The following is a 26,259-nucleotide window of genomic DNA, read 5'->3' on the forward strand; positions in this document are numbered from 1 at the left end:
ACGTTTAAAGGCTCCTGAATAGGGGCCTTTTTTGTATTCGGTGATGGTGTAAGGTTTTGTTCGCCTCTCGTTTATGTGGCGATGGTGATAGGTTTCGTTCGCCTATCCGCTGCTGTATTCACATACAAACTGGGTAGAAGGCGACCGATGAGGGGCGCCAGCGCGCGCCCCTTCAATCCTCGCGCTTTTATCCGAGACGCCATCTCCGCTACGGTTTGGTATCGCCCATCCAGGGCGCCCCAAACTCCGCCGGTACATCCCTGTACCGGCGGCTCTCCCAACCAAGACTTAAACAATTAAAAGAAAAATAGAGAGATAAAATAAAAAGATAAGAAGACAAAAATGTCTTTTGTCTTTTTTATGTTTAAAGAGTGCATTTTAGAGCCGCCAGCAGGGATGCTGGTGGCAGGTTGAGGGCGTACAGGATGTGCGCTCCGAAACCGGTCGGGCAAACGACTCGGTAAAAAGCGCGAGAGTGAAGAGGTTGCGCGCTGGCAACCTCTTCTCGGACGCCTACATCAGCGGTTTCATGGAAACATAAAAGCTAACCGGCGTACGAAACCTTTCACTGTTCTAATATAAATACGAACAAGGCGACACACTGGCCGCCTTGTTTGTATTTGTGTTACATCAATTTAAATTACTTAGACCCAATCTTACGTAGTGGTTTGCCCTGCATCAGATTACGTTCAATGTGTTCCAGAGAGATATTCTTAGTCTCAGGGATCAGCGCTAACGTAATGAAGATGAAGATAACGTTCAGACCGGCATAGACCCAGAAGGTATGTGCGCTACCCAGAGAGTTCAGCATGGTCAGGAAGGTTGCCCCGACGATCATGTTGGCAATCCAGTTGGTGGCGGTTGAACAGGTGATACCAAAATCACGGCCTTTCAGCGGCTGAATTTCAGAACACAGCACCCAAATCAGTGGACCGGCGCTCATGGCAAAACCGACGATGAAGATTAGCAGCATGATAACGGCAAAGTACTGAGCAAACACGGAGCTGATACCGATGTTCATCATGGTACCTAAGGTGCCCATACCTAAAGCCATCACGATAAAACCGAGAATCAAGGTTGGCTTACGACCCCAGCGGTCAACTAAACCGATGGCGATAAAGGTGGCTAATACGTTCACCAGACCCACGATAACCGTGCCCCACATCTGCTGTGAGGTGCTGGCAAAGCCCGCTAAGTCGAAGATTTTTGGTGCGTAATACATAATGACGTTCATGCCGGTGAACTGCTGCATCACCTGTAACAACACGCCAAGATAAACGGCACGGCGGAAGTTTTTATTGTTAATAAACAATGCCCAGCCGCTTTGTTTCACTTTCAGACTTTCACGAATTTCATCCAGTTCACTTTTGGCTTGTTCACTGGTATCACGCAGTTTTTCTAATACACGGCGGGCTTTTTCATCACTGCCGCGTGCGGCTAACCAGCGTGGGCTATCTGGCAGGAAGAACACACCTATCAATAGCAGAATAGCTGGAATAGTGATGACACCCAGCATCCAGCGCCATGCGCCGGTGTAGCTGAAAGCGGTGTCAGAAAGATAAGCGGCCAAAATACCGATGGTGATCATCAACTGGTACATTGAAATCATACTGCCGCGAATCTTTTCTGGTGCAATTTCAGAAAGATAAATCGGAGCCGTATAAGATGCGATACCTACCGCTAATCCCAGCAGTACGCGAGAAAGGATCAGAATTTCAACATCAGGTGCGAAGGCAGAAAACAGGGAGCCAACCACAAACAGGATTGCGCCAATCATCAAGCTGTATTTACGGCCAATGCGGAAGTTCAACCAGCCGCTACCCACTGCGCCGACTGCCGCACCAAACATCATAGAGCTCACAACCCATTCTTGTTGAGAGCTGGTGATTTGAAACGTCTCGCTGATAAATGGCAAAGCACCAGCGATAACACCAATATCCAGCCCGAACAGTAAGCCTGCCAGCGCAGCTAAAAAGCAGACAAAGAACGTTAGACTGGCATTTGAACGGGTCTTGCGAACCGATTGTGTACTCACGGTAGTACTCATACTGCCTCCGAAAAGAAACTCGTTTGTATGCTTATCATGTTAAGAATCTATGGCGCTAATGTAAGTGCTCTCGATCACATAAATGTAATCGTTTACACTAATGTGGCATTCATACGGAAAGCGAGTAGTCACAAGGTTATGGATTTACTTACAGTGTTGCGTGGCTAATTTATTGGTTTTAAAACAATTTAATCCATAAAGCAGAGTGGTACTATATTGGTTTATATGGGTATTTTTTAATCATTAAACGTATTTTTAGTTTAAGTATGAATTTAATGTAATCGCTTTCATTTGAGCGGTAATATCGATGAGTCAATTTTTAGACAATAAAAAAGCAGGCACAAAGGCCTGCTTTTTTAGTTGGGGTTAACCTTATTTCAGGCCAGCGGCTTCACGCAGAAGTGCGGCTTTATCGGTTTTTTCCCAAGGGAAGTGCTCACGGCCAAAGTGACCATAGGCTGCGGTTTCACGGTAGATTGGTTGGATCAGATCCAGCATCTGAATCAAACCGTATGGGCGCAGGTCGAAGAATTCACGTACCAGCAAGGTCAGCTGCTCGGTAGAGATTTTCTCGGTGCCAAAGGTTTCAATCATGATTGAAGTTGGTTCAGCGATACCAATTGCGTAAGAAACCTGAATCTCACAGCGATCCGCCAGACCCGCAGCAACGATATTTTTTGCTACGTAACGAGCAGCGTATGCCGCTGAACGGTCAACTTTTGAAGGATCTTTACCGGAGAATGCACCGCCGCCGTGACGTGCTGCGCCGCCGTAGGTATCAACGATGATTTTACGACCAGTCAAACCACAGTCGCCCATTGGGCCACCGATAACGAAACGGCCTGTTGGGTTGATGAAGTATTTGGTATTAGCAGACAACCATTCTGGCGGCAGAACCGGCTTGATGATTTCTTCCATTACCGCTTCTTTCAAATCAGGCAGGCTGATGGTGTCTGCGTGCTGAGTAGAAAGAACTACGGCGTCGATGCCCGCAATTTTGCCGTCGTCGTACAGGAAAGTGACCTGACTTTTGGCATCCGGACGCAGCCATGGCAGAGTGCCGTTTTTACGCACTTGAGCCTGACGCTCCATCAAGCGATGAGCATAGGTAATTGGCGCAGGCATCAATACGTCGGTTTCGTTGGTCGCGTAACCAAACATAATACCTTGGTCGCCAGCACCTTGTTCTAAAGGATCGGTACGGTCAACGCCTTGGTTGATGTCTGGAGATTGTTTGCCGATAGCGCTCAGAACGGCGCAAGAGTTAGCATCAAAGCCCATATCAGAACTTACATAACCGATTTCAGCCACGGTTTTACGGGTCAGTTCTTCAATGTCTACCCATGCATTAGTGGTGATTTCACCACCAACCAGCACCATGCCGGTTTTGACATAGGTTTCGCATGCAACGCGCGCTTTTGGATCCTGCTCGAGGATCGCATCAAGCACGGCGTCAGAAATTTGGTCTGCAATCTTATCAGGATGTCCTTCGGACACTGATTCAGATGTGAAAAGGTGTTTAGCCATGGTGTTCTTTACCTTTAAAAGACGGGTTTAGAGTCACTGCGTAATGCTGGGGTATGTACATCAGTATCTAGCTTGTGGCTAGCTCTGGTGCCTGATGCATCCTGCAACGCCCCTCAGGCAAAGCCGTTCAGCAGTTTATCAGTCAATAAGTATAGATGGATTAACATCTGGACGGCTATTTTAAGACAGACCCGTCGTAGTTTTCTAGTCTTTTTGTCACTTTATGTCCGCAAACAAGTATTTTTTTCTATACAGCCCGTTCTTTTACACCTGCGTAAACGCACAGAAACAGTTTTTAGCAAAATTTCATTTTGCAATTTCGAGCTGTTGATTGTATAAACTGCGCGCGGCTTACCGGTGCATGACGCTTTAACCGAATCGCTAAAATGTGTTAACAGCAGTAATTTTTAGATAACTTGCTGAAAATACAAGTGATAAGGGGCGGCTATGTGTCTCACTTCCGGCCGAGGAGGGTATGAGTTGTTGCTCATACTGTCAGTCTCAACACACTGTTAACTTTTTGGATCTGCGCGTTATTTTAGCCGCAGGCATGGAGGTGGTTCAGGTAATGATCCGCACGAATATCTCAGCGACAACGGTCGCGTTCCACACTATTGCTTCCGGCAATATTCTGCGTCTTGATGGCGCTCCGCTGTTCCGCGCTTTGCGCCTTCCTTCCTATTTATCTGCATTTCTCGCATTTTCCCGATGTTATTCACCACTTTGGTGAAGATGGGGCGCGACTCAGGATTCTTACGCCGATAGCGGCAACTGATGACTGAACAAGGGTAACCTGCAGCGTGGTATGACTACCAAACAACGCGCAGGCGAATTTTCATTGGGGTTTATCCTGCATTCAAGAATGCACTCCTCGACCCACGGAGTTAGCGACGTGTTTTGCTCTTATACTTATATCAGTCCGGCATTTTGTCCGGTGCTGAGCTTTGTGGTCACGCCAAAAATCCCGGCGTGTGGGTTGTTAAGCGCAGATGTTGCTGCGATAGTGAATAACCGTGCTGTGAATAATTCCATTATTTGCCACGACAGTGCACAAGGAGTTCGTCATGTCTAACGAACTTCGCCAACGTCCGCAGGAAGCGGCCGGACATCATCAATTGCGTTCTATGCAGGAGGTTGCCATGAATGATCGTAATGCCAGCAAAATGCTGAGTACTTATAACGTCGCCTACTGGGGTGGCAACTATTATGACGTCAACGAGTTGGGTCATATTTCAGTTTGTCCCGATCCCGACGTCCCAGAAGCGCGCGTCGATCTGACGCAACTGGTAGAGAAGCTGCAAAAAGAGAGCAACCAGCGTTTGCCTGCGCTGTTCTGTTTCCCGCAGATCCTGCAACATCGCCTGCGTTCAATTAACGCGGCGTTTAAGCGTGCGCGTGAATCTTTCGGCTATGAAGGCGGCTACTTCTTGGTTTATCCAATTAAGGTAAACCAGCATCGTCGCGTCATTGAGTCGTTAGTGAATTCTGGCGAGCCCTTAGGTTTAGAAGCAGGTTCGAAAGCGGAGTTGATGGCGGTGCTGGCTCATGCTGGTATGACGCGTTCCGTGATTGTGTGTAACGGCTATAAAGATCGTGAATACATCCGTTTGGCATTGATCGGCGAAAAACTGGGTCACAAGGTGTATCTGGTTATCGAGAAGATGTCTGAAATCAAGCTGGTGATGGAAGAAGCCGAGCGCCTGAACGTGGTGCCCCGCCTTGGCGTGCGTGCGCGCTTATCTTCGCAAGGCTCCGGTAAATGGCAGTCGAGCGGCGGTGAGAAATCTAAATTTGGCTTGGCGGCAACGCAAGTATTGCAACTGGTTGAAACCCTGCGTGAAGCGGGTCGTTTGGATAGCCTGCAACTGCTGCATTTCCACTTAGGTTCTCAGTTGGCGAACATTCGCGATATCGCCACCGGCGTGCGCGAATCTGCACGTTTCTACGTTGAGTTACATAAGCTGGGCGTGAACATTCAGTGCTTTGACGTCGGCGGCGGCTTGGGCGTGGACTACGAAGGAACGCGTTCCCAGTCTGATTGCTCGGTGAACTATGGTCTGAACGAATACGCGAATAACGTCATTTGGGGCATCGGTGATGCCTGTAATGAGCACGGTTTACCGCATCCAACGGTGATCACGGAGTCCGGTCGTGCGGTAACGGCGCATCATACGGTGCTGGTTTCTAATGTGATTGGCGTTGAACGTAATGAATTCCACGCGCCTGTGGCTCCGGCTGAAGATGCGCCTCGTGCGCTGCAAAGCCTGTGGTCTACATGGGAAGAGATGCAGGATTCTGATACCAAACGTTCATTGCGTGAATGGCTGCACGATAGCCAGCTCGATCTGAACGACGTGCACAGCCAGTATGCGCACGGTATTTTGGATCTTACCCAGCGTGCATGGGCTGAGCAGCAATATCTGACGATCTGTAGCCAGATCCAAGAACATCTTGATCCAAGCAATCGCGCACACCGTCCGATCATTGATGAACTGCAGGAGCGTATGGCTGACAAGCTGTATGTGAACTTCTCACTGTTCCAGTCGATGCCTGATGCGTGGGGGATCGATCAGCTGTTCCCGGTGCTGCCGTTGAGCGGTTTGGATCAGGCCCCTGAGCGCCGTGCGGTGCTGCTGGATATTACCTGTGACTCAGATGGTGCCATCGATCACTACATCGACGGCGATGGGATCGCAACGACGATGCCGATGCCGCAGTACGATCCAGAAAATCCGCCGCTGATTGGCTTCTTCATGGTGGGTGCGTACCAAGAGATTCTGGGCAACATGCATAACCTGTTCGGGGATACGGCTTCGGTTGACGTCTTTGTCTTTGAAGACGGCAGCGTTGAGGTGCAAGACTCGGACGAAGGTAATACGGTTGCCGAGATGCTGGAATATGTTCAGCTCGATCCTGAAGTGTTGTTGACCCGCTTCCGCGATCAGGTCCGCAAAACGGATCTCGACGCTGAGCTACAAACCCAGTTCTTGGATGAATTTGAGTCTGGTCTCTACGGGTATACCTATCTTGAAGATGAGTGATCGGTTGATCTAACAGACATCGAGATCACAAAGTGTAAGGGTGCTTCGGCACCCTTTTTTGTGGCTGATGTATAGTGAGAAATTATACCGATCTGAAGAATGGGAGTATTCACATGGAAAAAGTCGACCTGCATATGCACTCGCATCATAGTGATGACGCAGATTATCCGGTTGCAGAACTGATTGCTCGCTGCGTTCGTGAAGGCGTTACCACGCTGGCGATAACCGATCACAATTCGGCGTTTTCGTTTGCTGAATCTGAGAAGTGGCGAAGTGATGCGCTGAATATCATTTCTGGCATTGAAATCGACTGTACCTTCCAAGGACGTAACTTTCATTTGCTCGGCTATGGCTTTACGCCATCGGATGATTTCACGCAGGTGCATGAAAACTTCAACGATATTCAGTGTGAGCTGGTGCCCGTGAAGTTGGCGAAGCTACGCGAGTTCGGTTTCTTTATTGACGACGAGCATCTCGCGCGGCTGGCGAATGGCCGTTTACCTCAGGAAGAGCAAATGGGCGAGGCTATTCTTGAAGATGATCGTAATGCCAATAATCCACTATTGCTGCCGTACCGCTCCGGTGGTGCGCGCGCCGATATGCCATTAATCAACTTTTACTGGGATTTTTTCGGCCCAGGTAAAGCCTGCTATCAGCCAGTGACCTATCCGGCTCTGGAAGAGATGGCGGATTTGATCCGTGACAACTGTGGCATTCCCGTTATTGCGCATATCGGGGCCAATGTGAAAGAAGAACATGAGGCGATACTTGAGCTGATGCTGGAATCTGGCGTGGCGGGAATTGAAGTGTTCTCCAGCTACCATGATGATGAACTGGCGCAGCGCTTATATGATTTTGCCTTGGAGCAGGGGGCTTATGTGACCTGCGGCAGTGATTTCCACGGGCGTAACAAACCCAAAATTGAAGTGGGAACCTGTCGATACAATCCAGAGCAACTGGTAGAGATAAAACGGTTTCTGGATATCGTGAGCCAGTAAGCTCTTTTATGCCCGGATGGTAAACACGCATTCGGGCATTCTCACGATAATTACATTATTACGTAGCCAATTTCTCCCTTTTGGAGAGGAATACTTTCATGATGTTTATAGTAATAATCGCCTAGGCGCTTTTTAATGGTTGTCGCGCTTCGCTCACTTGTATTGGTATAAAAACCTACACACCAAAAAGAGCGCCCATCATCGCCTGACGCCCTCATACAGCTTAGTTTCTCAATGTCTTTTTCCATGTTGTTAATCAGCGCAGTTGGGCTTCGTGAGCATTTTAATTCTAGAAAAATGTATGAGTCTAAGCGTGCTCTTTTTTTTCTGAATTTCAGGTCAACAAACATGGTAAATCGATCTGGGGCAGAACGTCGATCGCAGAGATAAGGGACTTCTCTTTCTACATTCGCGATCGATTCATGCTGGCGCATAAAAAACTCTAATTCAAGCTGAAGCCATTTTTCCCAATCGTTAATGCTTTGATTTTTAATCATATCTAACCGATTTATAATGTGTTCTTGTTTTATAAATAGATCGACGAGAGCTTTGACGGTAATAAAATCTGCTGTTTCCATATCCATATAGAGCACCATTAATAGACAGTAATGAATCGGGCTTGTGACAATAACCTATGATTATTATTAAATTAACTTCTGATAAAGCCAGCATAATTTATAGTAATACATTGTTTTTATAAAGAAAAAACAATGATTTTATCCTGCTCTTGAAGAGTCGAAATTTTACGGCGATAATCGTCTACAGCAGCTTTTAAAGCGAACAATAAATCCCTTTCTCGTCGGGCTAACGACGCGGAAGGGATTTTTTTTCATCGGTACTTTGACTTCGGCCAGCGATAACTGCGGCCTTTTACGAGGATTGATTATGAGCACCCTGGGCAATAAACCCGATAACTCACTGGTTTCTAACGCCTTTGGCTTCCTGCGTTTTCCGCTGAACTTCCAGCCATACGACAGCGATGCTGATTGGGTTATCACCGGTGTACCTTTCGATATGGCGACTTCAGGTCGTGCTGGTGGGCGTCATGGCCCAGCGGCAATTCGTCAGGTCTCCACTAATCTGGCGTGGGAAGGCAACCGCTGGCCATGGAACTTCGATCTGCGCGATCGCTTAAACGTGGTTGACTGTGGCGACGTAGTATTTAATTTCGGTGACGCGCAGGATATGAGTGACTCTTTGCAGGCTCATACCGAAAAGCTGCTGGAATCCGGTAAGCGTTGTTTGACCTTCGGCGGTGACCACTTTGTGACTCTGCCTTTGCTGCGTGCGCATGCGAAGCATTTTGGCAAAATGGCGCTGGTGCATTTTGATGCACATACCGACACCTATGCTAACGGCAGCAAATTTGACCATGGCACGATGTTCTTCCATGCGCCGAATGAAGGCCTGATCGATCCAAACCACTCGGTACAGATCGGTATTCGTACTGAATTCGATCACGATAATGGTTTTACCGTGTTGGATGCCGCGCAGGTGAACGATCGTGGCGTGGATGATGTGTTAGCACAGATCAAACAGATCGTCGGCGATATGCCGGTCTATCTGACCTTTGATATCGACTGCTTGGATCCTGCTTTTGCGCCAGGTACTGGTACTCCTGTTATTGGCGGACTGACTTCTGACCGTGCGCTCAAACTGGTGCGTGGTCTGAAGGATCTTAATATCGTCGGTATGGACGTGGTGGAAGTCGCTCCGGCTTACGATCAATCTGAAATCACCGCGCTGGCAGCTGCAACGCTGGCGCTGGAAATGCTCTATATTCAGGCAGATAAAAAAGGCGAATAATCTTCGCGTTTTACTGATATCAAGGCGGCCTTTGGGCCGCCTTTTTTCGTTATGGATGGCTAATTTTTTTTGCCAACAACAATTGGATTTTCATACTGATTGGGCGGCTGGTGGAGGCAAAAACCGATTCACCCACCCTGTGAGACTGTTGGCAAAGCATTTGGGAATAATGCATGGGCTGCAGCGCAATAATTTTGCACATCGTTTTCGCCTCATCGGCATGGATACTCATGCGATAAAACCAGAATAAGGCGATCGTTATAAAGGTTGGGTAAAACGTTGGAGGTGTGGGATAAAAAATGTGTCAACAGGATTTTTCAAACTTAAGAGAGCCCGTTTACCCGCTTATGGATGTTATATCTATTTATTTTGTTATTCCTCTTAATATATTTACATCAACAATCCCTTTTTTAATCTAATTTTTTGAATGACTATCTGATTGCAGATAAATCCTACAAATCCTTATTCTGTGTGCCACTGGAGTTAACGAAACGTTACCCTTTCTACTTATTAAGGGGTAAATATTGAGTGAATAGTTCTATTTTTTGATTTGACTCAATATGAGCAGGGTTGTAACTGTTAGTTTGCCGCTGACAAAAACATCATTGAAGCAATGAGGATGGCAATGGACGTCAGTCGCAGACAGTTTTTTAGAATCTGCGCCGGCGGGATGGCTGGTACAACAGCGGCAGTTTTAGGATTTACTCCTACTATGGCGCTGGCGGAGTCACGTAACTATAAGTTGCTGCGTGCAAAAGAAACCCGTAACTCCTGTACCTATTGTTCTGTTGGCTGTGGGTTATTGATGTATAGCCTTGGCGATGGTGCCAAGAACGCGAAATCAACGATTTTTCATATTGAAGGGGACCCGGATCATCCGGTAAACCGTGGCGCACTTTGCCCGAAAGGTGCTGGCCTGCTGGATTATATCCACAGTGAAAATCGTCTGCGTTACCCTGAATACCGTGCGCCAGGCTCTGATAAATGGCAGCGCATTAGCTGGGACGATGCTTTTGAGCGCATTGCCAAGCTGATGAAAAACGACCGTGATAAGAATTTTGAAACGACAAACGCCGAAGGCGTCACGGTTAACCGCTGGCTTTCAACCGGTATGTTGTGCGCCTCTGCGGCCAGCAATGAAACCGGTATGCTCACGCAAAAATTCGCCCGTTCACTGGGCATGTTGGCGGTTGATAACCAAGCGCGCGTCTGACACGGACCAACGGTAGCAAGTCTTGCTCCAACATTTGGTCGCGGTGCGATGACCAACCACTGGGTTGATATCAAAAACGCCAACGTAGTTATGGTGATGGGTGGCAACGCCGCTGAAGCGCATCCGGTCGGATTCCGCTGGGCGATGGAAGCCAAAAACAACAATGACGCCACGCTGATTGTGGTCGATCCGCGCTTTACCCGTACCGCTTCGGTTGCGGATATTTATGCGCCGATCCGCTCTGGTACCGACATTACCTTCTTGTCGGGCGTTTTGCTGTACCTGATTTCTAACAACAAAATTAACGCTGAATACGTTAAAAACTACACTAACGCCAGCCTGCTGGTGCGTGATGATTTTACGTTTGAAGACGGTTTGTTCAGCGGCTATGACGAATCTAAACGTCAGTACGACAAAACTACGTGGAACTACCAGTTCGACGAAAATGGCTATGCCAAACGCGATGACACCTTGCAGCATCCGCGCTGCGTGTGGAATCTGCTGAAAGCGCACGTGAGCCGCTATACGCCAGACGTGGTGGAAAATATCTGTGGTACACCGCAGGCGGATTTCCTGAAAGTCTGCGAAGTCTTAGCGTCAACCAGCGCAGCCGATCGTACAACGACGTTCCTGTATGCATTGGGTTGGACTCAGCACACCGTGGGTGCGCAGAACATCCGTACTATGGCGATGATCCAACTGCTGTTAGGCAATATGGGGATGGCCGGTGGCGGTGTTAACGCCTTACGTGGTCACTCTAATATTCAGGGTCTTACCGATCTTGGTTTGCTGTCTACCAGCCTGCCGGGCTATTTGACGCTGCCATCAGAAAAACACACCAATCTAGAAACTTATCTGGCAGCCAATACTCCAAAAGCGACGCTGCCGGGTCAGGTTAACTATTGGGGTAACTATCCGAAATTCTTCGTCAGCTTGATGAAGGCTTTCTATGGTGACGATGCGCAGAAAGAAAATAACTGGGGCTTTGATTGGCTGCCGAAGTGGGATCAATCCTACGACGTGATGAAGTACTTCCAGATGATGGATCAGGGCAAAGTCACCGGCTATATCTGCCAAGGCTTTAACCCGGTGGCGTCGTTCCCAGATAAGAATAAGGTCGTTGAGTCGCTTTCTAAGCTGAAATATCTGGTGATTATCGATCCGTTGGTGACAGAAACGTCAAACTTCTGGCAAAACCACGGTGAGATGAACGAGGTTGATACGGCATCGATCCAGACTGAAGTCTTCCGTCTACCTTCAACCTGCTTCGCAGAAGAAGATGGTTCGATTGCAAACTCAGGCCGTTGGCTGCAATGGCATTGGAAAGGCGCCGACGCCCCAGGTGAAGCGCGTAACGACGGCGAAATTCTTGCCGGTCTGTACCATCGTCTACGCACCATGTACCAGAATGAAGGCGGTAAAGGCGTTGAGCCGTTACTGAAAATGGGCTGGGGCTATGAGCAGCCAGATCATCCTGAATCTGAAGAAGTGGCGAAAGAGAACAACGGTTATGCGTTGGCCGATTTGTACGACGCTAACGGCACGTTGTTAGCCAAAAAAGGTCAGCTGCTGGATACCTTTGCTCATCTGCGCGACGACGGCACCACGGCAAGCGCCTGCTGGATTTATGCCGGTAGCTGGACCAGCAAGGGCAACCAGATGGCGAATCGTGATAACAGCGATCCTTCCGGCTTAGGTAACACGCTGGGCTGGGCTTGGGCATGGCCGCTGAACCGCCGCATTATTTATAACCGTGCGTCGGCAGATCCAATGGGTAAACCGTGGGATCCTAAGCGCATGCTGATCGAGTGGAATGGCAGTAAGTGGGTCGGAAACGATATTCCAGACTACAACACCGCCGCACCGGGCAGCGGCGTCGGGCCGTTTATCATGCAGCCGGAAGGCTTGGGTCGTCTGTTTGCCATCGACAAGATGGCGGAAGGGCCATTCCCTGAGCACTATGAGCCGTTTGAAACACCGTTGGGTACCAACCCACTGCATCCAAACGTTATCTCCAATCCGGCGGCGCGTTTGTATGAGGCGGATGCCAAACGTATGGGTAACAAGACTGAGTTCCCTTACGTCGGTACCACGTATCGTCTGACCGAGCATTTCCACACGTGGACGAAGCATGCGCGTCTTAACGCCATCGTTCAGCCTGAACAGTTCGTGGAGATCAGCGAAGGTTTGGCGAAAGCGAAGGGCATTGAGCACGGTGATACGGTGAAAGTCAGCAGCAAACGCGGCTTTATCAAAGCGAAAGCGGTGGTGACTCGCCGTCTGCGTACCTTGCAGGTCAATGGTCAGGAAGTGGATACCGTGGGTATTCCAATTCACTGGGGCTTTGAAGGCGTGGCGCGCAAAGGCTTTATCGCCAACACCCTGACTCCGTTCGTTGGCGACGCTAACTCGCAAACGCCAGAGTACAAGGCGTTTTTAGTTAACGTGGAAAAGGTGTAAGGAGCCGAACTTATGTCCATGCAATCACAAGACATTATCAAGCGTTCGGCGACTAATGCCTTAACGCCGCCGCCGCAGGCTCGCGACTACAAAGAAGAAGTGGCTAAGCTTATCGACGTGTCTACCTGTATTGGCTGCAAAGCCTGTCAGGTAGCCTGTTCTGAGTGGAACGACATTCGTGACGAGGTAGGGCACTGCGTTGGGGTTTACGATAACCCTGCCGATTTGAGCGCTAAATCTTGGACGCTGATGCGTTTCTCGGAAGTCGAGCAAAACGGCAAGCTGGAGTGGCTCATCCGTAAGGATGGCTGCATGCACTGTACCGATCCGGGCTGCCTGAAGGCATGCCCGTCGGCGGGTGCAATCATTCAGTATGCAAACGGCATCGTCGATTTCCAGTCTGAACACTGTATCGGCTGTGGCTACTGCATCGCAGGCTGTCCGTTCAATATTCCTCGCTTAAATCCGGACGACAACCGTGTGTACAAATGCACACTGTGCGTTGACCGCGTGAGCGTGGGACAAGAACCGGCCTGTGTGAAAACGTGTCCGACCGGTGCGATTCATTTCGGCAGCAAGAAAGAGATGCTGGAAGTGGCGAGCGAGCGCGTTGAGAAGCTGAAAAAACGTGGCTTTGAGCATGCGGGTATTTATAACCCCGAAGGCGTTGGCGGCACTCACGTGATGTATGTTCTGCATCATGCGGATAAGCCAGAGCTTTATCACAACCTGCCGAAAGATCCGAAGATCGATATGGCGGTTGGTTTGTGGAAAGGGGTGTTGAAGCCGCTGTCGGTAGCGGGATTTATCGCGACCTTTGCCGGTTTGATTTATCACTACATTGGCGTAGGCCCGAACAAAGAGGTGAGCGACGAAGAAGAAGGTGATGACGAGAAGGGGAACCATCATGAGTAAAAGTAAAATGATCGTTCGTACCAAATTCATCGACCGTGCCTGTCATTGGACGGTGGTAATTTGTTTCTTCTTGGTTTCGCTATCTGGCATCGCGCTGTTCTTTCCAACGTTGCAGTGGCTGACACAAACGTTTGGTACACCGCAGATGGGGCGCATCATGCACCCATTCTTTGGCGTGCTGATTTTTGTGGCGCTGATGTTCATGTTCTTCCGTTTTGTGAAGCACAACATTCCTGAACGTGAAGACGTGCCGTGGGTGGTGAACATCGTTGAAGTGCTTAAAGGTAATGAGCACGAAGTTGCCGATGTGGGTAAATATAACGCCGGTCAGAAAATGATGTTCTGGAGCATCATGAGCCTGATTTTCGTGTTGCTGGTCACCGGCATCATTATCTGGCGTCCGTATTTTGCCCAGCACTTCCCGATCGAAATGGTGCGCTATTCGCTGCTGATCCATGCGGCTGCGGCTATCGTGCTGATCCACGCGATCCTGATCCATATGTATATGGCCTTCTGGGTTAAGGGATCGATCAAAGGCATGGTGGAAGGTAAAGTCAGCCGTCGCTGGGCGCGTAAGCATCACCCACGCTGGTATCGTGAAATCGAAGCCAAAGAGGTGAAAGGCGAGATAGCCGACGACTAATTTGTTTGGTTAGAATCGTTAAATAAAAACCGCAGCCAAAGAAAAGCTGCGGTTTTTTTATGCGTCAGATCTTATTTGTCTGCAGCGATACGATCGCGGATATGCTGTGCGCGTTCGGTTGATGGTGGGTGAGAATCGAACATGCTGCCTTTGCGGCCACCGTCGAGCTCAGCCAGTTTCTCAAAGCTGGTGGCCAACCCCAGCGTGTTCAGCTTGTGCTTTTTCAGGAAATCATAAGAGAAGTCGTCGGCTTCAGATTCCTGATGCTGTGAGAACTGCGAGTTGATCAGCGCTTCGCCCAGATCGGCTAGCTGCGTTTGTGACAGCTCGGCGGCCACGCCGCCGGTGGAGGCTACCGCTGTTCTTGCCGCGATGGTGCCATAAGCCACCTTCATGGCTTTCAGGCTGTGGCCGAGTGCCACGTGCCCCATTTCATGGCCTAACACGCCTTCGATTTCATCGTCAGTCATCATGTCCATCAGGCTGCTGTATACGCGGATGCAGCCGTTTGCCATTGCGAACGCGTTGATGTCATCGGTCATGTACACCTTGTAGTTAACCGGCAGCCCGTTGATGTTGTTACCCATCGCCTTCGCAATTTTGTTTAAGCGTTTGGTGTATTTGCTTTTACTGCTGGCGATTTGGCTTTGGCTATCCAACTCTTTACAGGATTGATTAGCGAGGGATCTTGCGTCTGCATCGCTGAGTGTTGCGGCCTGAATCGCTTGCACGCCAGACTGCGCGGCCATTTGGGTATTAATATTCTCACAGCCGGTTAATGTGGCCGATGCGATGGCTATCGCGATAAGCGTTTTAATGTTCATTATCTTTATCTTCCGTTGACAAATGATAGGTTAATTGTATGATTTTTATACAGTAAAATCGGCTGAGACTATCATTAGGCAGAAGATGGAAGTAGTTAATTTACGATTAAAATAGAAGCAATTTTGTGGGCGGGAACGAAGTGAAAATGGCTCCGAAATGACATCGGAGCCTGAGTTTATTATTGCTCTGCGGCGATGCGATCGCGAATGTGCTGGGCACGAGCCTGAGAAGATGGGTGGTCGTCAAACATGCTACTCTGACGCCCTGCTTCCTGAGAGGCCAGTTTGTCGAAGCTGGTGGCTAGCCCAATCGGGTTGATTCCGCGCTTTTTAAGCAGATCGAAAGAGTAGTCGTCGGCTTCGCTTTCTTGTTTTTGTGAGAACTGCGAATTCACCAGTTTTTCTCCCAGATCTGCGAGCTGTGATTGGGATAGCTGCGCGCCGATACCGCTGCTGGCGGCAATGGCGGTACGTGCAGCCGTGGTGGCATAAGCCACCTGCATCGCTTTACGCGAATGGCCTAATGCAACGTGGCCCATTTCATGCCCAAGTACGCCTTCGACTTCGTTGTCATTCATCATGTCCATAAGTCCGCTGTAGACACGCACGCAGCCGTTAGCCATCGCCCACGCGTTGACATCTTTCGTCACGTAGACTTTATAGTTGACTGGGGTACCATTGATATCGCTGCCCAGTGCTTTTGAAATGGTCGCCAGACGTTTGGCATAGGTGCTATCCGCAGGGGCAATTTGGTTCTTGCTGTCCATTTCCGCACAAGACTGTTCACTTAGGGCTTTGACCTGTGCATCAGAAAGCGTTGCGGCCTGAAAGGCCTGCGCGCCAGACTGCATCAGTCCTTCAGTATTCATGTTTTGACAGCCGCTGAGGAAGGCAGAGGCTGTTAGAGCAATAAGAGGAAGTGTTATTTTGTTCATGTTATTTTCCTTGGGTGCAGTCTTTCCAGAGATTGAATGACGATCTGTGGTAGTGTATCCAGCGCCAATTAGGCTGTCATTGAGTATGTATTCTGTCTATACAGACCCCGTATGAAAGCGGATTAATCTGCTATTAAGAGAAATATAATGAGACATCATCGACTCATTTAGCCTTAGGGATTGCTGTTTTCATACGTAGTCTGAGAAAATACCCCGAACCCTGTTTCTTTAAATCCGACTTGGAGTAGAACATGTCCTCTCGTAAAGAGCTTGCCAATGCGATCCGTGCACTCAGTATGGACGCTGTGCAGAAAGCCAATTCTGGTCATCCAGGTGCCCCTATGGGTATGGCTGATATCGCGGAAGTCCTGTGGCGCGATTACATGAATCACAACCCGACCAATCCAAATTGGGCCGATCGTGACCGCTTTGTGCTTTCTAACGGCCATGGCTCTATGTTGATTTATAGCCTGCTGCACCTCACTGGCTATGACCTGCCAATCACCGAGCTGGAAAATTTCCGTCAGTTGCACTCTAAAACTCCAGGTCACCCAGAATACGGTTATACCCCAGGCGTAGAAACCACCACTGGCCCACTGGGTCAGGGCATCGCGAATGCGGTGGGTATGGCAATTGCTGAACGTACTTTGGCCGCGCAGTTTAACCGTCCTGGTCACGATATCGTGAATCACCACACCTATGCATTCTTGGGTGATGGCTGCATGATGGAAGGCATTTCTCACGAAGTTTGCTCTCTGGCGGGTACCTTGAAGCTGGGCAAACTGACCGCGTTCTATGATGACAACGGTATTTCTATCGATGGTCACGTTGAAGGCTGGTTCACCGATAACACCGCTGAGCGTTTTGAAGCTTACGGCTGGCACGTTATCCGTGGCGTAGATGGTCACAACAGCGACGCAATCAAAGCGGCTATCGAAGACGCACGTAAAGTAACCGATAAGCCATCTCTGCTGATGTGCAAAACTACCATCGGTTTCGGTTCACCGAACAAAGCCGGTTCTCATGAAGCTCACGGTGCACCACTGGGTGCCGCTGAAATTGAAGCAACCCGTAAAGCACTGGGCTGGAACTACGCTCCGTTTGAAATCCCTCAGGAAATCTATTCTCAGTGGGATGCTAAAGAAGCGGGCAAAGCAAAAGAAAGCGCTTGGGATAAGAAATTTGCTGCCTATCAGGCTGCATTCCCTGAACTGGCCGCTGAGTTCAAACGTCGCGTAAGCGGTGAACTGCCAGCTAACTGGGCTGAAGAATCCAAGAAATTCATCGATCACCTGCAAGCTAATCCAGCGAAAATCGCAAGCCGTAAAGCGTCTCAAAACGCGCTGGAAGCTTTCGGTAAAGTTCTGCCTGAATTCCTAGGTGGTTCTGCTGACCTGGCACCAAGCAACCTGACTATGTGGTCTGGTTCTAAGCCACTGAACGAAGATCTGGCCGGTAACTACATCCATTACGGTGTACGTGAATTCGGTATGTCAGCCATCATGAACGGTATTGCTCTGCACGGTGGTTTCCTGCCATACGGCGCTACCTTCCTGATGTTTATGGAGTATGCACGCAACGCCGTTCGCATGGCAGCGCTGATGAAAATCCGTAATATCTTCGTTTATACCCATGACTCTATCGGTCTGGGCGAAGATGGCCCAACTCACCAGCCGGTTGAGCAGATGGCTAGCCTGCGTGTGACACCAAACATGAACACATGGCGTCCATGTGACCAGGTTGAATCTGCGGTTGCATGGCAGTTCGCTATTCAGCGTAACGATGGCCCATCTGCGCTGATCTTCTCGCGTCAGAATCTGGCACAGATGGATCGTACTCCAGAGCAGGTGGCTAACATCTCTCGCGGTGGTTACATCCTGAAAGATTGCGCTGGTCAGCCAGAGCTGATTTTCATTGCGACCGGTTCTGAAGTTGAACTGGCTGTGAACGCCGCAGATCAGCTGACCGCAGAAGGTCGTAAGGTTCGCGTCGTTTCAATGCCTGCAACTGAAGTCTTCGACAAGCAAGACGCTGCATACCGTGAGTCCGTACTGCCAGCGGCAGTGAGCGCTCGCGTTGCGGTTGAAGCCGGTATCGCTGACTTCTGGTACAAGTATGTTGGTCTGAACGGTACCGTGGTCGGTATGACGACCTTCGGCGAATCTGCGCCAGCTGAGCTGCTGTTCAAAGAGTTTGGCTTCACTGTAGACAACGTTGTCGCTAAAGCGAAAGCGCTGCTGAAATAATTCGGTAGTTATCGCTGATAAAAACGGGATTGCCGCAGGGCAGTCCCGTTTTTTTATGCTTAACGATGGGCTTTAATGCCCATAAATTGTGAGCTATAGCACATTTTAAGCGAAAGAAAGCGAGGCATAACGCCCATTTTATTGAGGTTATTTCTTTTATTGAGCCTTTGGTTTATTCTTGGCTGAAGCGTTTCAGTTGATTGATGAAACATCAATTATCGAGATTATGTGACAGCGGGATTTCCATCGTTTTCGATGCTGGATTACTCTATGCTCTTGCCTTAAAACTTTCGTTTTAAACTGCGTTTGGCGCAGGGAGTGATATGACTATTCGCATCGCAATAAACGGTTTTGGCCGAATCGGGCGCAGCGTATTACGCGCGTTATACGAATCTGGCCGTAGAGTAGAGATGTCCGTGGTAGCGATAAATGAATTGGCAAATGCGGAAGGCATGGCTCATTTATTGAAATACGATTCCAGTCATGGGCGCTTTGCTTGGGATGTCCGTCAGGAACGGGATACGATGTGGGTAGGCGATGACACAATTCGTCTGCTGCATGAGAAGCAGATTGCAGATTTACCGTGGCGTGAACTGGGTGTGGATATCGTACTCGACTGTAGTGGTGTTTATGGCAGTCGAGCCGATGGTGAAGCTCATATTATGGCGGGGGCCAAAAAAGTTTTGTTCTCCCATCCAGGCAGTCACGATCTTGATGCGACCGTAGTCTACGGTGTGAACCAGCAGGAATTGCAGCCAGAACACCACATTGTGTCTAACGCATCCTGCACGACTAACTGCATTATCCCTGTCATTAAATTGCTCGATGATGCGTTTGGGATTGAATCGGGTACCGTTACCACGATTCACTCATCAATGAACGATCAGCCGGTGATAGATGCGTACCATTCCGACCTGCGTCGGACGCGTGCCGCCAGCCAGTCTATAATTCCCGTCGACACGAAGTTAGCGGCTGGTATCACCCGCATTTTTCCTAAGTTCTGCGATCGCTTTGAGGCGATTTCAGTGCGAGTGCCAACGATTAACGTGACGGCAATCGATTTGAGCGTCAGCGTGCAGGCCGCAGTAAAGGTGAGTGATGTCAACCACCTACTGCAAAAGGCAGCAAGCACCTCATTTCGTGGTATAGTTGACTATACAGAATTACCACTGGTTTCGACCGATTTTAATCATGACCCGCACAGTGCCATTGTTGATGGCACGCAGACGCGCGTCAGCGGTCAACACTTGATAAAAACGTTGGTCTGGTGTGACAACGAATGGGGTTTTGCCAATCGTATGTTAGATACGACGCTGGCAATGTTCCAAGCGGTTTCCAGTACGGCACAGCAGCCTGTGCAGCTGTGACGGTCAAGCAACTTTAAGAGAATCAACGAGAGGGTTCACCATGTCTGTAATTAAGATGACCGATTTGGATTTGGCTGGTAAACGTGTCCTGATCCGTTCAGATCTGAACGTTCCAGTTAAAGAAGGCAAAGTGACTTCTGATGCGCGTATCCGTGCATCGCTGCCAACTATCGAAGCTGCTCTGAAGCAGGGCGCTCGTGTAATGGTTACTTCCCATCTGGGTCGTCCTACCGAAGGCGAATACAACGAAGAGTACTCTCTGCTGCCGGTTGTTAACTATCTGAAAGACCACCTGAAGTCTCCAGTTCGTCTGGCTAAAGACTATCTGGACGGTGTTGACGTTGCAGAAGGTGAACTGGTTGTTCTGGAAAACGTTCGCTTCAACAAAGGCGAAAAGAAAGACGACGAAACCCTGTCTAAAAAATACGCTGCGCTGTGTGACGTTTACGTCATGGACGCATTCGGTACTGCACACCGTGCACAGGCTTCAACCCACGGCGTAGGTAAATTTGCACCTATCGCATGTGCGGGTCCTCTGCTGTCTGCAGAGCTGGAAGCACTGGGCAAAGCGCTGGGTAACCCAGCACGCCCAATGGTTGCTATCGTTGGTGGTTCAAAAGTTTCTACCAAACTGACCGTTCTGGACTCTCTGTCTAAAATCGCTGACCAGCTGATTGTTGGTGGTGGTATCGCGAACACCTTCGTTGCTGCTCAAGGCCACAACGTAGGTAAATCACTGTACGAAGCCGATCTGGTTGATGAAGCTAAAAAACTGCTGACTACCTGTAATATCCCAGTACCTACCGACGTCCGTGTTGCTACCGAGTTCTCTGAAACTGCGGCTGCAACGCTGAAATCTGTAAACGACATTAAAGATGACGAGCAGATTCTGGATCTGGGTGATGCTTCTGCACATCAGCTGGCTGAAATTCTGAAGAATGCGAAAACCATTCTGTGGAACGGCCCAGTCGGCGTGTTCGAGTTCCCTAACTTCCGCAAAGGCACCGAGATCGTTGCTCAAGCAATCGCTGATAGCGAAGCATTCTCTATCGCAGGCGGCGGTGATACTCTGGCGGCTATCGATCTGTTCGGTATCGCAGACAAAATTTCCTACATCTCTACTGGCGGCGGCGCATTCTTAGAATTCGTTGAAGGCAAAAAATTGCCAGCGGTAGTGATGCTGGAAGAACGTGCTAAGCAGTAATGAACCGTAACGGGAGGCCGAGCCTCCCGTTGTTCTATCTATTTGGATACACGGCGCTCTATGACGATATTCGTGATAAGCGTGTAGCAAGTAGCTGAAAACGATTTATTTTTTACTTACGGCCCACGAAACAGGACGACGTAACATGTCTAAAATTTTTGATTTTGTTAAACCGGGTGTCATCACTGGTGATGATGTTCAGAAAGTTTTCCAGATCGCTAAAGAAAACAATTTCGCATTGCCTGCAGTTAACTGTGTTGGTACAGACTCAATCAATGCGGTAATGGAAGCTGCTTCTAAAGTACGTGCTCCGGTTATCGTTCAGTTCTCAAACGGCGGTGCTGCATTTATCGCTGGTAAAGGCGTGAAAACCGACGTTCCTCAGGGTGCTGCAATCCTGGGTGCTATCTCTGGTGCGCATCATGTACATCAGATGGCTGAACACTACGGTGTTCCAGTGATCTTGCATACTGACCACTGCGCGAAAAAACTGCTGCCATGGTTAGACGGCCTGTTGGACGCGGGTGAAAAACACTTCGCCGCTACTGGCAAACCACTGTTCTCTTCTCACATGATCGACCTGTCTGAAGAGTCTTTGGAAGAAAACATCGAAATCTGCTCCAAGTATCTGACCCGCATGTCTAAAATCGGCATGACGCTGGAAATTGAACTGGGCTGCACCGGTGGTGAAGAAGATGGCGTTGATAACAGCCATATGGATAGCTCTGCGCTGTACACTCAGCCAGAAGACGTTGATTACGCGTACACTAAACTGAACGCAATCAGCCCACGTTTCACTATCGCTGCCTCTTTCGGTAACGTACACGGTGTATACAAGCCAGGTAACGTACAGCTGACGCCAAAAATCTTGCACAACTCTCAGGAATACGTTTCTAAGAAACACAACCTGCCACACAACAGCCTGAACTTCGTATTCCACGGTGGTTCTGGTTCTACTGCTGCAGAAATCAAAGAAGCGGTCAGCTACGGCGTAGTTAAAATGAATATCGATACCGATACCCAGTGGGCAACATGGGAAGGTATTCTGAACTACTACAAGAAAAACGAAGGCTATCTGCAGGGCCAGCTGGGTAACCCAGAAGGCGCAGACAAACCTAACAAGAAATTCTACGATCCACGCGTTTGGTTGCGTGCTGCTCAGACTAGCATGATTGCTCGTCTGGAACTGGCATTTGACGAACTGAACTGCAAAGACGTTCTGTAATGCTTGTTGCATCACGCTAATTTGATTAGCGTGATGGCTGAATAAAACACCCTAGCGTTCTCGTTGGGGTGTTTTTTTTGTGTTTTTATTACCACTAAACTATCCGTAATGGACATTTCGACTAATCCCAATTTTGCTATTTGGTCTTTGATTAGTTGGCGTATAACGCATTGTCCGTTAACCTTACACAAACATGCCGTACAAAACGGCATAAATTGAGCATATTGCGCTACTTTTGATTTGTTAAAGGAAGGATGGTTTATGAAAGACCTGAACGTTGTCGATGGCATTAATAGTGCCGGAAACTGGTTAGTAAAAAATCAGGACTTACTAATTCAGTATGCAGTCAATATTGTTGCTGCGATTGTTATTTTCATTGTCGGTTCGATTATTGCCAAAATAGTGTCTGGCACGATTACCCGCTTGATGAAAGCGCGCGGCGTTGACCTTACCGTCGCTCATTTCCTTTCAGCACTCGTTCGTTACGGCATTTTGGCGTTTACTATTATCGCCGCATTAGGTCGCATTGGCGTGCAAACGGCTTCCGTTATTGCGGTGATTGGTGCCGCAGGTTTAGCCGTTGGTTTGGCGCTACAAGGATCGCTCTCTAACTTTGCTGCTGGTGTGCTGTTGGTTCTGTTCCGCCCATTCCGCACGGGAGAGTTCGTCGATCTGGGTGGTGTTTCCGGTACCGTGAAGGATGTTCAGATTTTCTCTACAACCATGCTGACTTCGGATAATAAAACTATCGTGGTACCTAATGGGAAAATCATTGCTGGCAATATTATCAACTATTCTCGTGAGCCAAACCGCCGCGTAGATATTACCGTTGGTGTGGCCTACGATGCAGATATCGATCTGGTCAAAAAAGTATTAGGCGATATTGTTGCCGCTGATAAACGTATTATGCATGACCAAGGTGTGACCATTCGTTTAAATGAAATGGCCGCTTCATCGCTGAATTTCGTGGTGCGTACTTGGACGATAAATGCTAATTACTGGCCGGTCTATTTTGATCTGATGGAAAACTTCAAACGTGGTTTGGATGCCAATAATATTGGAATTCCATTCCCGCAGATGGATGTTCATCTGTATCAAGCCGCTGTGCGCAAGGCTGAACAGGAGTAATCCTCAGTCTTAGCCCCCTCTAATCCGTTTCCTGCAAAGGATAAGGTTGAGAGGGGGCAAATTTCATTTCACCAGTATTAGCCGTTCTAATCCCCGATAAGAATCATCCATTTCCTCTTCTTAACATCTCGGCGTAATATCGCTGCCATTCCGGCCCATCCTCTCTTTGGGACGCAGCTATATTTTCGAGGAACTTCCCATGTTTTCTGTTTTCTTACAGGGCTTTGCCTTGAGCGCAGCCATGATTTTGCCGCTGGGCCCACAAAACACATTTGTTTTGAGTCAGGGGATCCGTCGTCAGTATCATCTGATGATTGCTTGCTTATGCGCATTGAGCGATATCGTTTTAATCTGTGGCGGTATTTTTGGTGGCAGCGCTTTATTGAGTCAGTCCCCTCTGCTGTTGATGCTAGTGACTTGGGGTGGGGTAGCATTTTTACTGTGGTATGGCTGGGGTGCTTTTCGTGCAGCTATGGCAAAAGAGGGGATTCAAACGGGGGCTGACGTGGTGCAGCAGAGCCGCTGGCGGATTGTAGTAACCATGCTGGCCGTGACATGGCTTAACCCGCATGTCTATTTAGATACGTTCGTCGTGTTAGGAAGCTTAGGTGGACAGCTTGCAGCAGACGCCCGCAGTTGGTTTGCTTTTGGCGCCGTAAGTGCTTCTGCGATTTGGTTCTTTTCGTTGGCATTGCTCGCCGCGTGGTTAGCGCCATGGCTAAGTACGCCTAAAGCTCAGCGGGTGATTAATCTTCTTGTTGCCTGTGTGATGTGGGTTATTGCCCTGCAACTGGCAAGAAATGGGCTACATTTGTAAGGTGTTGTTGGCAGTTGATAGATAAAATTCTGGATTGTTCCTAATGCGTTAGCGTCTTTTTTAGTTCAGGATGTTGTTCATCTTTCAGCGCCAGACACTGGCCGTTGAAACCACTAAACATCGAGTATGTCTACAAGGAGACACCATGAAGCTAAAAGCCTTAGCGATGGTTGCAGTGATGGGATTAAGCGCGTTGCCAGCGCTGTCTCAGGCGGCTGAAATGCCAGAAGGACCACATCTAGTGACCTCTGGAACATCAAGCGTAGACGCAACTCCTGATATTGCGACGCTGACTTTCCAAGTGACCGCTTCAGCGAAAGATGCGGCGAGCGCTAAGACGCAGGTCGATCAGCGTGTGGCAAAATATTTTGATTTTCTGAATACCAACGGTATTGAGAAAAAAGACATCAGTGCGGCTAACTTAAGCACTCAGCCAGAGTACGATTATCTGAAAGACGGCAAAAGCGAGCTAAAAGGCTATCGTGCCGATCGCCGCGTGCAAGTCACTCTGCGCCAGTTGGATAAGCTGAATGGTTTATTGGATGGTGCATTGAAAGCTAACCTCAATGAGATTCGTTCTGTTGAGTTAGGCGTTGCTAAGCCTGAAGCTTATCGTGAACAGGCACGTCAGGAAGCGATTAAAAATGCCGTGAGCCAGGCTCAGTCTCTGGCCAAAGGCTTTGGTGTGGTGCTTGGTCCGGTATACAGCATTCAATATCACGTATCCAACTACCAGCCAGCCCCAGTAAGCCGCATGTATATGGCAGCTGATTCAATGCCAAAAGCATCGGCTGCGCAGACCTATGAACAGCAAACGATCCAGTTTGACGATCAGGTTGATGTGGTCTTCAGCCTGAATAAATAACGTCTGCCGAGAGAGCAAAAAAGCACACCGGAAGGTGTGCTTTTTTTATGGTTTTTATACCAATTATGAAGGGCTTAATCTTGGCGCAGTACGTTGTGCCCGTGAGAAAGTAGCGCATCGGTGACTCGACGCATCATGCGGCTTTCTGGTGCGAAGCGGTGCCAATACAACATACGGCGCTGAACCATGCCGGGGGTTAAGTTTATCAGCGAGCCTTCTTTTAGTTCTTTTTCGATCTGAAGATGCGGGATCATACAGCAGGTGGTTCCCTGCAATGCCAGTTGTACAAAGGCTTCAGATGAATTAACGATATGACACGGTACGCTGCCCGGCGGTAGATCAAAGTTCTGTTGTAGGAAAGCTTGGTGCATATCGTCTAAGTGGTCAAAGGCGACGGCTGGCGCTTTCAGCAATGAAGAACGGTTCACGCCATTTGGGAAGTAACGTGCAGCAAAAGTCGGTGACGCCACAAATAGGTAATCGAGCGCACCAAGGCGGTCGACTAAACAGCTAGGTAATGGCTGTGGCTGGATACTCACCGCGCCGACCACTTCACCACGACGGAGTCGTTCCTGAGTTCGGGTTTCATCTTCAACCTGAAGGTTCAAGCGCAGCGGTGAATCCGCCAGCACCGGTTTTAAGGCGGGCAGCAGCCAAGTTGCCAAACTATCAGCGTTGACGGCGAGAGAGAGCAACAGTGGGCCATCGGTGCTGCTATCGTTGCCTAGCCACTCCTCTTCAAGCAATTCAACCTGATGCAACAAAGCCAGCAAACGCTGCCCCTGTTCCGTTGGGCGAGGGGGGACGGTACGAACCAGCAGAGGCTGACCGAACAGGTTTTCTAACTGCTTGATTCGCTGAGAAACCGCTGACTGAGTTATACAGAGTTTTTGTGCCGCACGCTCAAAGCCACGTTCGCGTATTACCGCATCCAGTGCTTGCAAAGTCCGGTAGTCCGGGCGTTTCATGTTGTTCTTCGTCCCCTGCTCTTATGATTT

At 49.0% G+C, this 26,259-nt stretch carries 21 protein-coding genes; 15 read left to right on the plus strand and 6 right to left on the minus strand.

What is annotated here, in order from left to right:
* Window positions 1-640 precede the first annotated feature (640 nt).
* Window positions 641-2,047, minus strand: a complete 1,407-nt coding sequence (locus U0008_RS03275; protein ID WP_025799118.1) for a sugar porter family MFS transporter — start codon at window positions 2,045-2,047, stop codon at window positions 641-643.
* A gap of 372 nt (window positions 2,048-2,419) precedes the next feature.
* Window positions 2,420-3,574: a methionine adenosyltransferase gene (gene metK, locus U0008_RS03280; RefSeq protein ID WP_025799120.1), complete on the minus strand. Its 1,155-nt coding sequence runs from the start codon at window positions 3,572-3,574 to the stop codon at window positions 2,420-2,422.
* Between the two features lie 475 nt (window positions 3,575-4,049).
* Between metK and U0008_RS03285 the strand changes: the two genes are divergently transcribed.
* From U0008_RS03285 to U0008_RS03300, 4 genes are all read left to right on the plus strand, one after another.
* On the plus strand, window positions 4,050-4,304 hold the full coding sequence (locus tag U0008_RS03285; RefSeq protein ID WP_071842607.1) for a hypothetical protein: 255 nt from the start codon (window positions 4,050-4,052) through the stop codon (window positions 4,302-4,304).
* 75 nt (window positions 4,305-4,379) lie between these two features.
* Complete coding sequence (locus tag U0008_RS03290; protein ID WP_131000473.1) at window positions 4,380-4,646, plus strand: hypothetical protein; 267 nt, start codon at window positions 4,380-4,382, stop codon at window positions 4,644-4,646.
* The gene (gene speA, locus U0008_RS03295; protein WP_040046206.1) at window positions 4,639-6,615 is read left to right on the plus strand and encodes a biosynthetic arginine decarboxylase; all 1,977 of its coding nucleotides are present in this window, start codon (window positions 4,639-4,641) and stop codon (window positions 6,613-6,615) included. The genes U0008_RS03290 and speA overlap by 8 nt, the downstream gene beginning before the upstream one ends.
* Before the next feature lie 113 nt (window positions 6,616-6,728).
* Window positions 6,729-7,613 (plus strand): PHP domain-containing protein, encoded by an 885-nt coding sequence (locus tag U0008_RS03300; RefSeq protein WP_043490908.1) that lies wholly within the window; start codon window positions 6,729-6,731, stop codon window positions 7,611-7,613.
* Between the two features lie 50 nt (window positions 7,614-7,663).
* On the opposite strand, the gene U0008_RS03305 is transcribed toward U0008_RS03300, so the two are convergent.
* Window positions 7,664-8,197: a hypothetical protein gene (locus tag U0008_RS03305; protein ID WP_096386346.1), complete on the minus strand. Its 534-nt coding sequence runs from the start codon at window positions 8,195-8,197 to the stop codon at window positions 7,664-7,666.
* A 301-nt stretch (window positions 8,198-8,498) separates the two neighbouring features.
* On the opposite strand from U0008_RS03305, the gene speB reads away from it, so the two are divergent.
* From speB to fdnI, 4 genes are all read left to right on the plus strand, one after another.
* Window positions 8,499-9,419 carry an agmatinase gene (gene speB, locus U0008_RS03310; protein ID WP_025799129.1) on the plus strand — a complete coding sequence of 307 codons (921 nt, stop codon included), beginning with the start codon at window positions 8,499-8,501 and terminating at the stop codon, window positions 9,417-9,419.
* Between the two features lie 625 nt (window positions 9,420-10,044).
* Entirely contained in the window at window positions 10,045-13,092 is a 3,048-nt protein-coding gene (gene fdnG, locus U0008_RS03315; protein ID WP_115103670.1) for a formate dehydrogenase-N subunit alpha, read from the plus strand.
* A gap of 12 nt (window positions 13,093-13,104) precedes the next feature.
* Window positions 13,105-14,007, plus strand: a complete 903-nt coding sequence (fdxH, locus tag U0008_RS03320) for a formate dehydrogenase subunit beta (RefSeq protein WP_025799133.1) — start codon at window positions 13,105-13,107, stop codon at window positions 14,005-14,007.
* Window positions 14,000-14,650, plus strand: coding sequence for a formate dehydrogenase-N subunit gamma (gene fdnI, locus U0008_RS03325; protein WP_043490915.1), 651 nt, complete (start codon window positions 14,000-14,002; stop codon window positions 14,648-14,650). The genes fdxH and fdnI overlap by 8 nt, the downstream gene beginning before the upstream one ends.
* A gap of 71 nt (window positions 14,651-14,721) precedes the next feature.
* Here the strand turns inward: fdnI and loiP (U0008_RS03330) are convergent, their stop codons facing one another.
* Together loiP (U0008_RS03330) and loiP (U0008_RS03335) are read right to left on the minus strand one after the other, a co-directional pair.
* Window positions 14,722-15,477: a metalloprotease LoiP gene (loiP, locus tag U0008_RS03330; protein WP_025799137.1), complete on the minus strand. Its 756-nt coding sequence runs from the start codon at window positions 15,475-15,477 to the stop codon at window positions 14,722-14,724.
* A gap of 176 nt (window positions 15,478-15,653) precedes the next feature.
* On the minus strand, window positions 15,654-16,409 hold the full coding sequence (gene loiP, locus U0008_RS03335; protein WP_043490917.1) for a metalloprotease LoiP: 756 nt from the start codon (window positions 16,407-16,409) through the stop codon (window positions 15,654-15,656).
* Between the two features lie 251 nt (window positions 16,410-16,660).
* Between loiP (U0008_RS03335) and tkt the strand changes: the two genes are divergently transcribed.
* From tkt to U0008_RS03370, 7 genes are all read left to right on the plus strand, one after another.
* Window positions 16,661-18,655, plus strand: a complete 1,995-nt coding sequence (gene tkt / locus U0008_RS03340; RefSeq protein WP_043490919.1) for a transketolase — start codon at window positions 16,661-16,663, stop codon at window positions 18,653-18,655.
* 323 nt (window positions 18,656-18,978) lie between these two features.
* Window positions 18,979-20,022, plus strand: a complete 1,044-nt coding sequence (gene epd / locus U0008_RS03345; protein ID WP_025799143.1) for an erythrose-4-phosphate dehydrogenase — start codon at window positions 18,979-18,981, stop codon at window positions 20,020-20,022.
* 40 nt (window positions 20,023-20,062) lie between these two features.
* Entirely contained in the window at window positions 20,063-21,226 is a 1,164-nt protein-coding gene (gene pgk, locus U0008_RS03350; protein WP_025799145.1) for a phosphoglycerate kinase, read from the plus strand.
* 145 nt (window positions 21,227-21,371) lie between these two features.
* Complete coding sequence (gene fbaA / locus U0008_RS03355; RefSeq protein ID WP_025799147.1) at window positions 21,372-22,451, plus strand: class II fructose-bisphosphate aldolase; 1,080 nt, start codon at window positions 21,372-21,374, stop codon at window positions 22,449-22,451.
* A gap of 261 nt (window positions 22,452-22,712) precedes the next feature.
* Window positions 22,713-23,579 carry a small-conductance mechanosensitive channel MscS gene (gene mscS / locus U0008_RS03360; protein ID WP_043490922.1) on the plus strand — a complete coding sequence of 289 codons (867 nt, stop codon included), beginning with the start codon at window positions 22,713-22,715 and terminating at the stop codon, window positions 23,577-23,579.
* A 199-nt stretch (window positions 23,580-23,778) separates the two neighbouring features.
* Window positions 23,779-24,396, plus strand: coding sequence for an arginine exporter ArgO (gene argO / locus U0008_RS03365; RefSeq protein ID WP_043490924.1), 618 nt, complete (start codon window positions 23,779-23,781; stop codon window positions 24,394-24,396).
* A gap of 145 nt (window positions 24,397-24,541) precedes the next feature.
* Window positions 24,542-25,261, plus strand: coding sequence for an oxidative stress defense protein (locus U0008_RS03370; protein WP_025799152.1), 720 nt, complete (start codon window positions 24,542-24,544; stop codon window positions 25,259-25,261).
* 74 nt (window positions 25,262-25,335) lie between these two features.
* Here U0008_RS03370 and U0008_RS03375 read toward each other — a convergent pair whose 3' ends face one another.
* On the minus strand, window positions 25,336-26,229 hold the full coding sequence (locus tag U0008_RS03375) for a LysR family transcriptional regulator ArgP (protein WP_043490926.1): 894 nt from the start codon (window positions 26,227-26,229) through the stop codon (window positions 25,336-25,338).
* Window positions 26,230-26,259: the final 30 nt, after the last annotated feature.

The sequence above is a fragment of the Hafnia alvei genome (genome assembly GCF_034424155.1).
GTDB classification, from domain to species: domain Bacteria; phylum Pseudomonadota; class Gammaproteobacteria; order Enterobacterales; family Enterobacteriaceae; genus Hafnia; species Hafnia alvei.

What these genes read in the sequence shown, in the direction of transcription:
- fdxH (WP_025799133.1), top strand. Translation starts at nt 13,105, where the DNA reads ATGTCCATGCAATCACAAGACATTATCAAGCGTTCGGCGACTAATGCC.
- argO (WP_043490924.1), top strand. Translation starts at nt 23,779, where the DNA reads ATGTTTTCTGTTTTCTTACAGGGCTTTGCCTTGAGCGCAGCCATGATT.
- U0008_RS03300 (WP_043490908.1), top strand. Translation starts at nt 6,729, where the DNA reads ATGGAAAAAGTCGACCTGCATATGCACTCGCATCATAGTGATGACGCA.
- speA (WP_040046206.1), top strand. Translation starts at nt 4,639, where the DNA reads ATGTCTAACGAACTTCGCCAACGTCCGCAGGAAGCGGCCGGACATCAT.
- loiP (WP_043490917.1), bottom strand. Translation starts at nt 16,409, where the DNA reads ATGAACAAAATAACACTTCCTCTTATTGCTCTAACAGCCTCTGCCTTC.
- metK (WP_025799120.1), bottom strand. Translation starts at nt 3,574, where the DNA reads ATGGCTAAACACCTTTTCACATCTGAATCAGTGTCCGAAGGACATCCT.
- U0008_RS03375 (WP_043490926.1), bottom strand. Translation starts at nt 26,229, where the DNA reads ATGAAACGCCCGGACTACCGGACTTTGCAAGCACTGGATGCGGTAATA.
- pgk (WP_025799145.1), top strand. Translation starts at nt 20,063, where the DNA reads ATGTCTGTAATTAAGATGACCGATTTGGATTTGGCTGGTAAACGTGTC.
- U0008_RS03370 (WP_025799152.1), top strand. Translation starts at nt 24,542, where the DNA reads ATGAAGCTAAAAGCCTTAGCGATGGTTGCAGTGATGGGATTAAGCGCG.
- speB (WP_025799129.1), top strand. Translation starts at nt 8,499, where the DNA reads ATGAGCACCCTGGGCAATAAACCCGATAACTCACTGGTTTCTAACGCC.
- fdnI (WP_043490915.1), top strand. Translation starts at nt 14,000, where the DNA reads ATGAGTAAAAGTAAAATGATCGTTCGTACCAAATTCATCGACCGTGCC.
- U0008_RS03285 (WP_071842607.1), top strand. Translation starts at nt 4,050, where the DNA reads ATGAGTTGTTGCTCATACTGTCAGTCTCAACACACTGTTAACTTTTTG.
- mscS (WP_043490922.1), top strand. Translation starts at nt 22,713, where the DNA reads ATGAAAGACCTGAACGTTGTCGATGGCATTAATAGTGCCGGAAACTGG.
- U0008_RS03305 (WP_096386346.1), bottom strand. Translation starts at nt 8,197, where the DNA reads ATGGATATGGAAACAGCAGATTTTATTACCGTCAAAGCTCTCGTCGAT.
- tkt (WP_043490919.1), top strand. Translation starts at nt 16,661, where the DNA reads ATGTCCTCTCGTAAAGAGCTTGCCAATGCGATCCGTGCACTCAGTATG.
- fbaA (WP_025799147.1), top strand. Translation starts at nt 21,372, where the DNA reads ATGTCTAAAATTTTTGATTTTGTTAAACCGGGTGTCATCACTGGTGAT.
- U0008_RS03275 (WP_025799118.1), bottom strand. Translation starts at nt 2,047, where the DNA reads ATGAGTACTACCGTGAGTACACAATCGGTTCGCAAGACCCGTTCAAAT.
- epd (WP_025799143.1), top strand. Translation starts at nt 18,979, where the DNA reads ATGACTATTCGCATCGCAATAAACGGTTTTGGCCGAATCGGGCGCAGC.
- U0008_RS03290 (WP_131000473.1), top strand. Translation starts at nt 4,380, where the DNA reads ATGACTACCAAACAACGCGCAGGCGAATTTTCATTGGGGTTTATCCTG.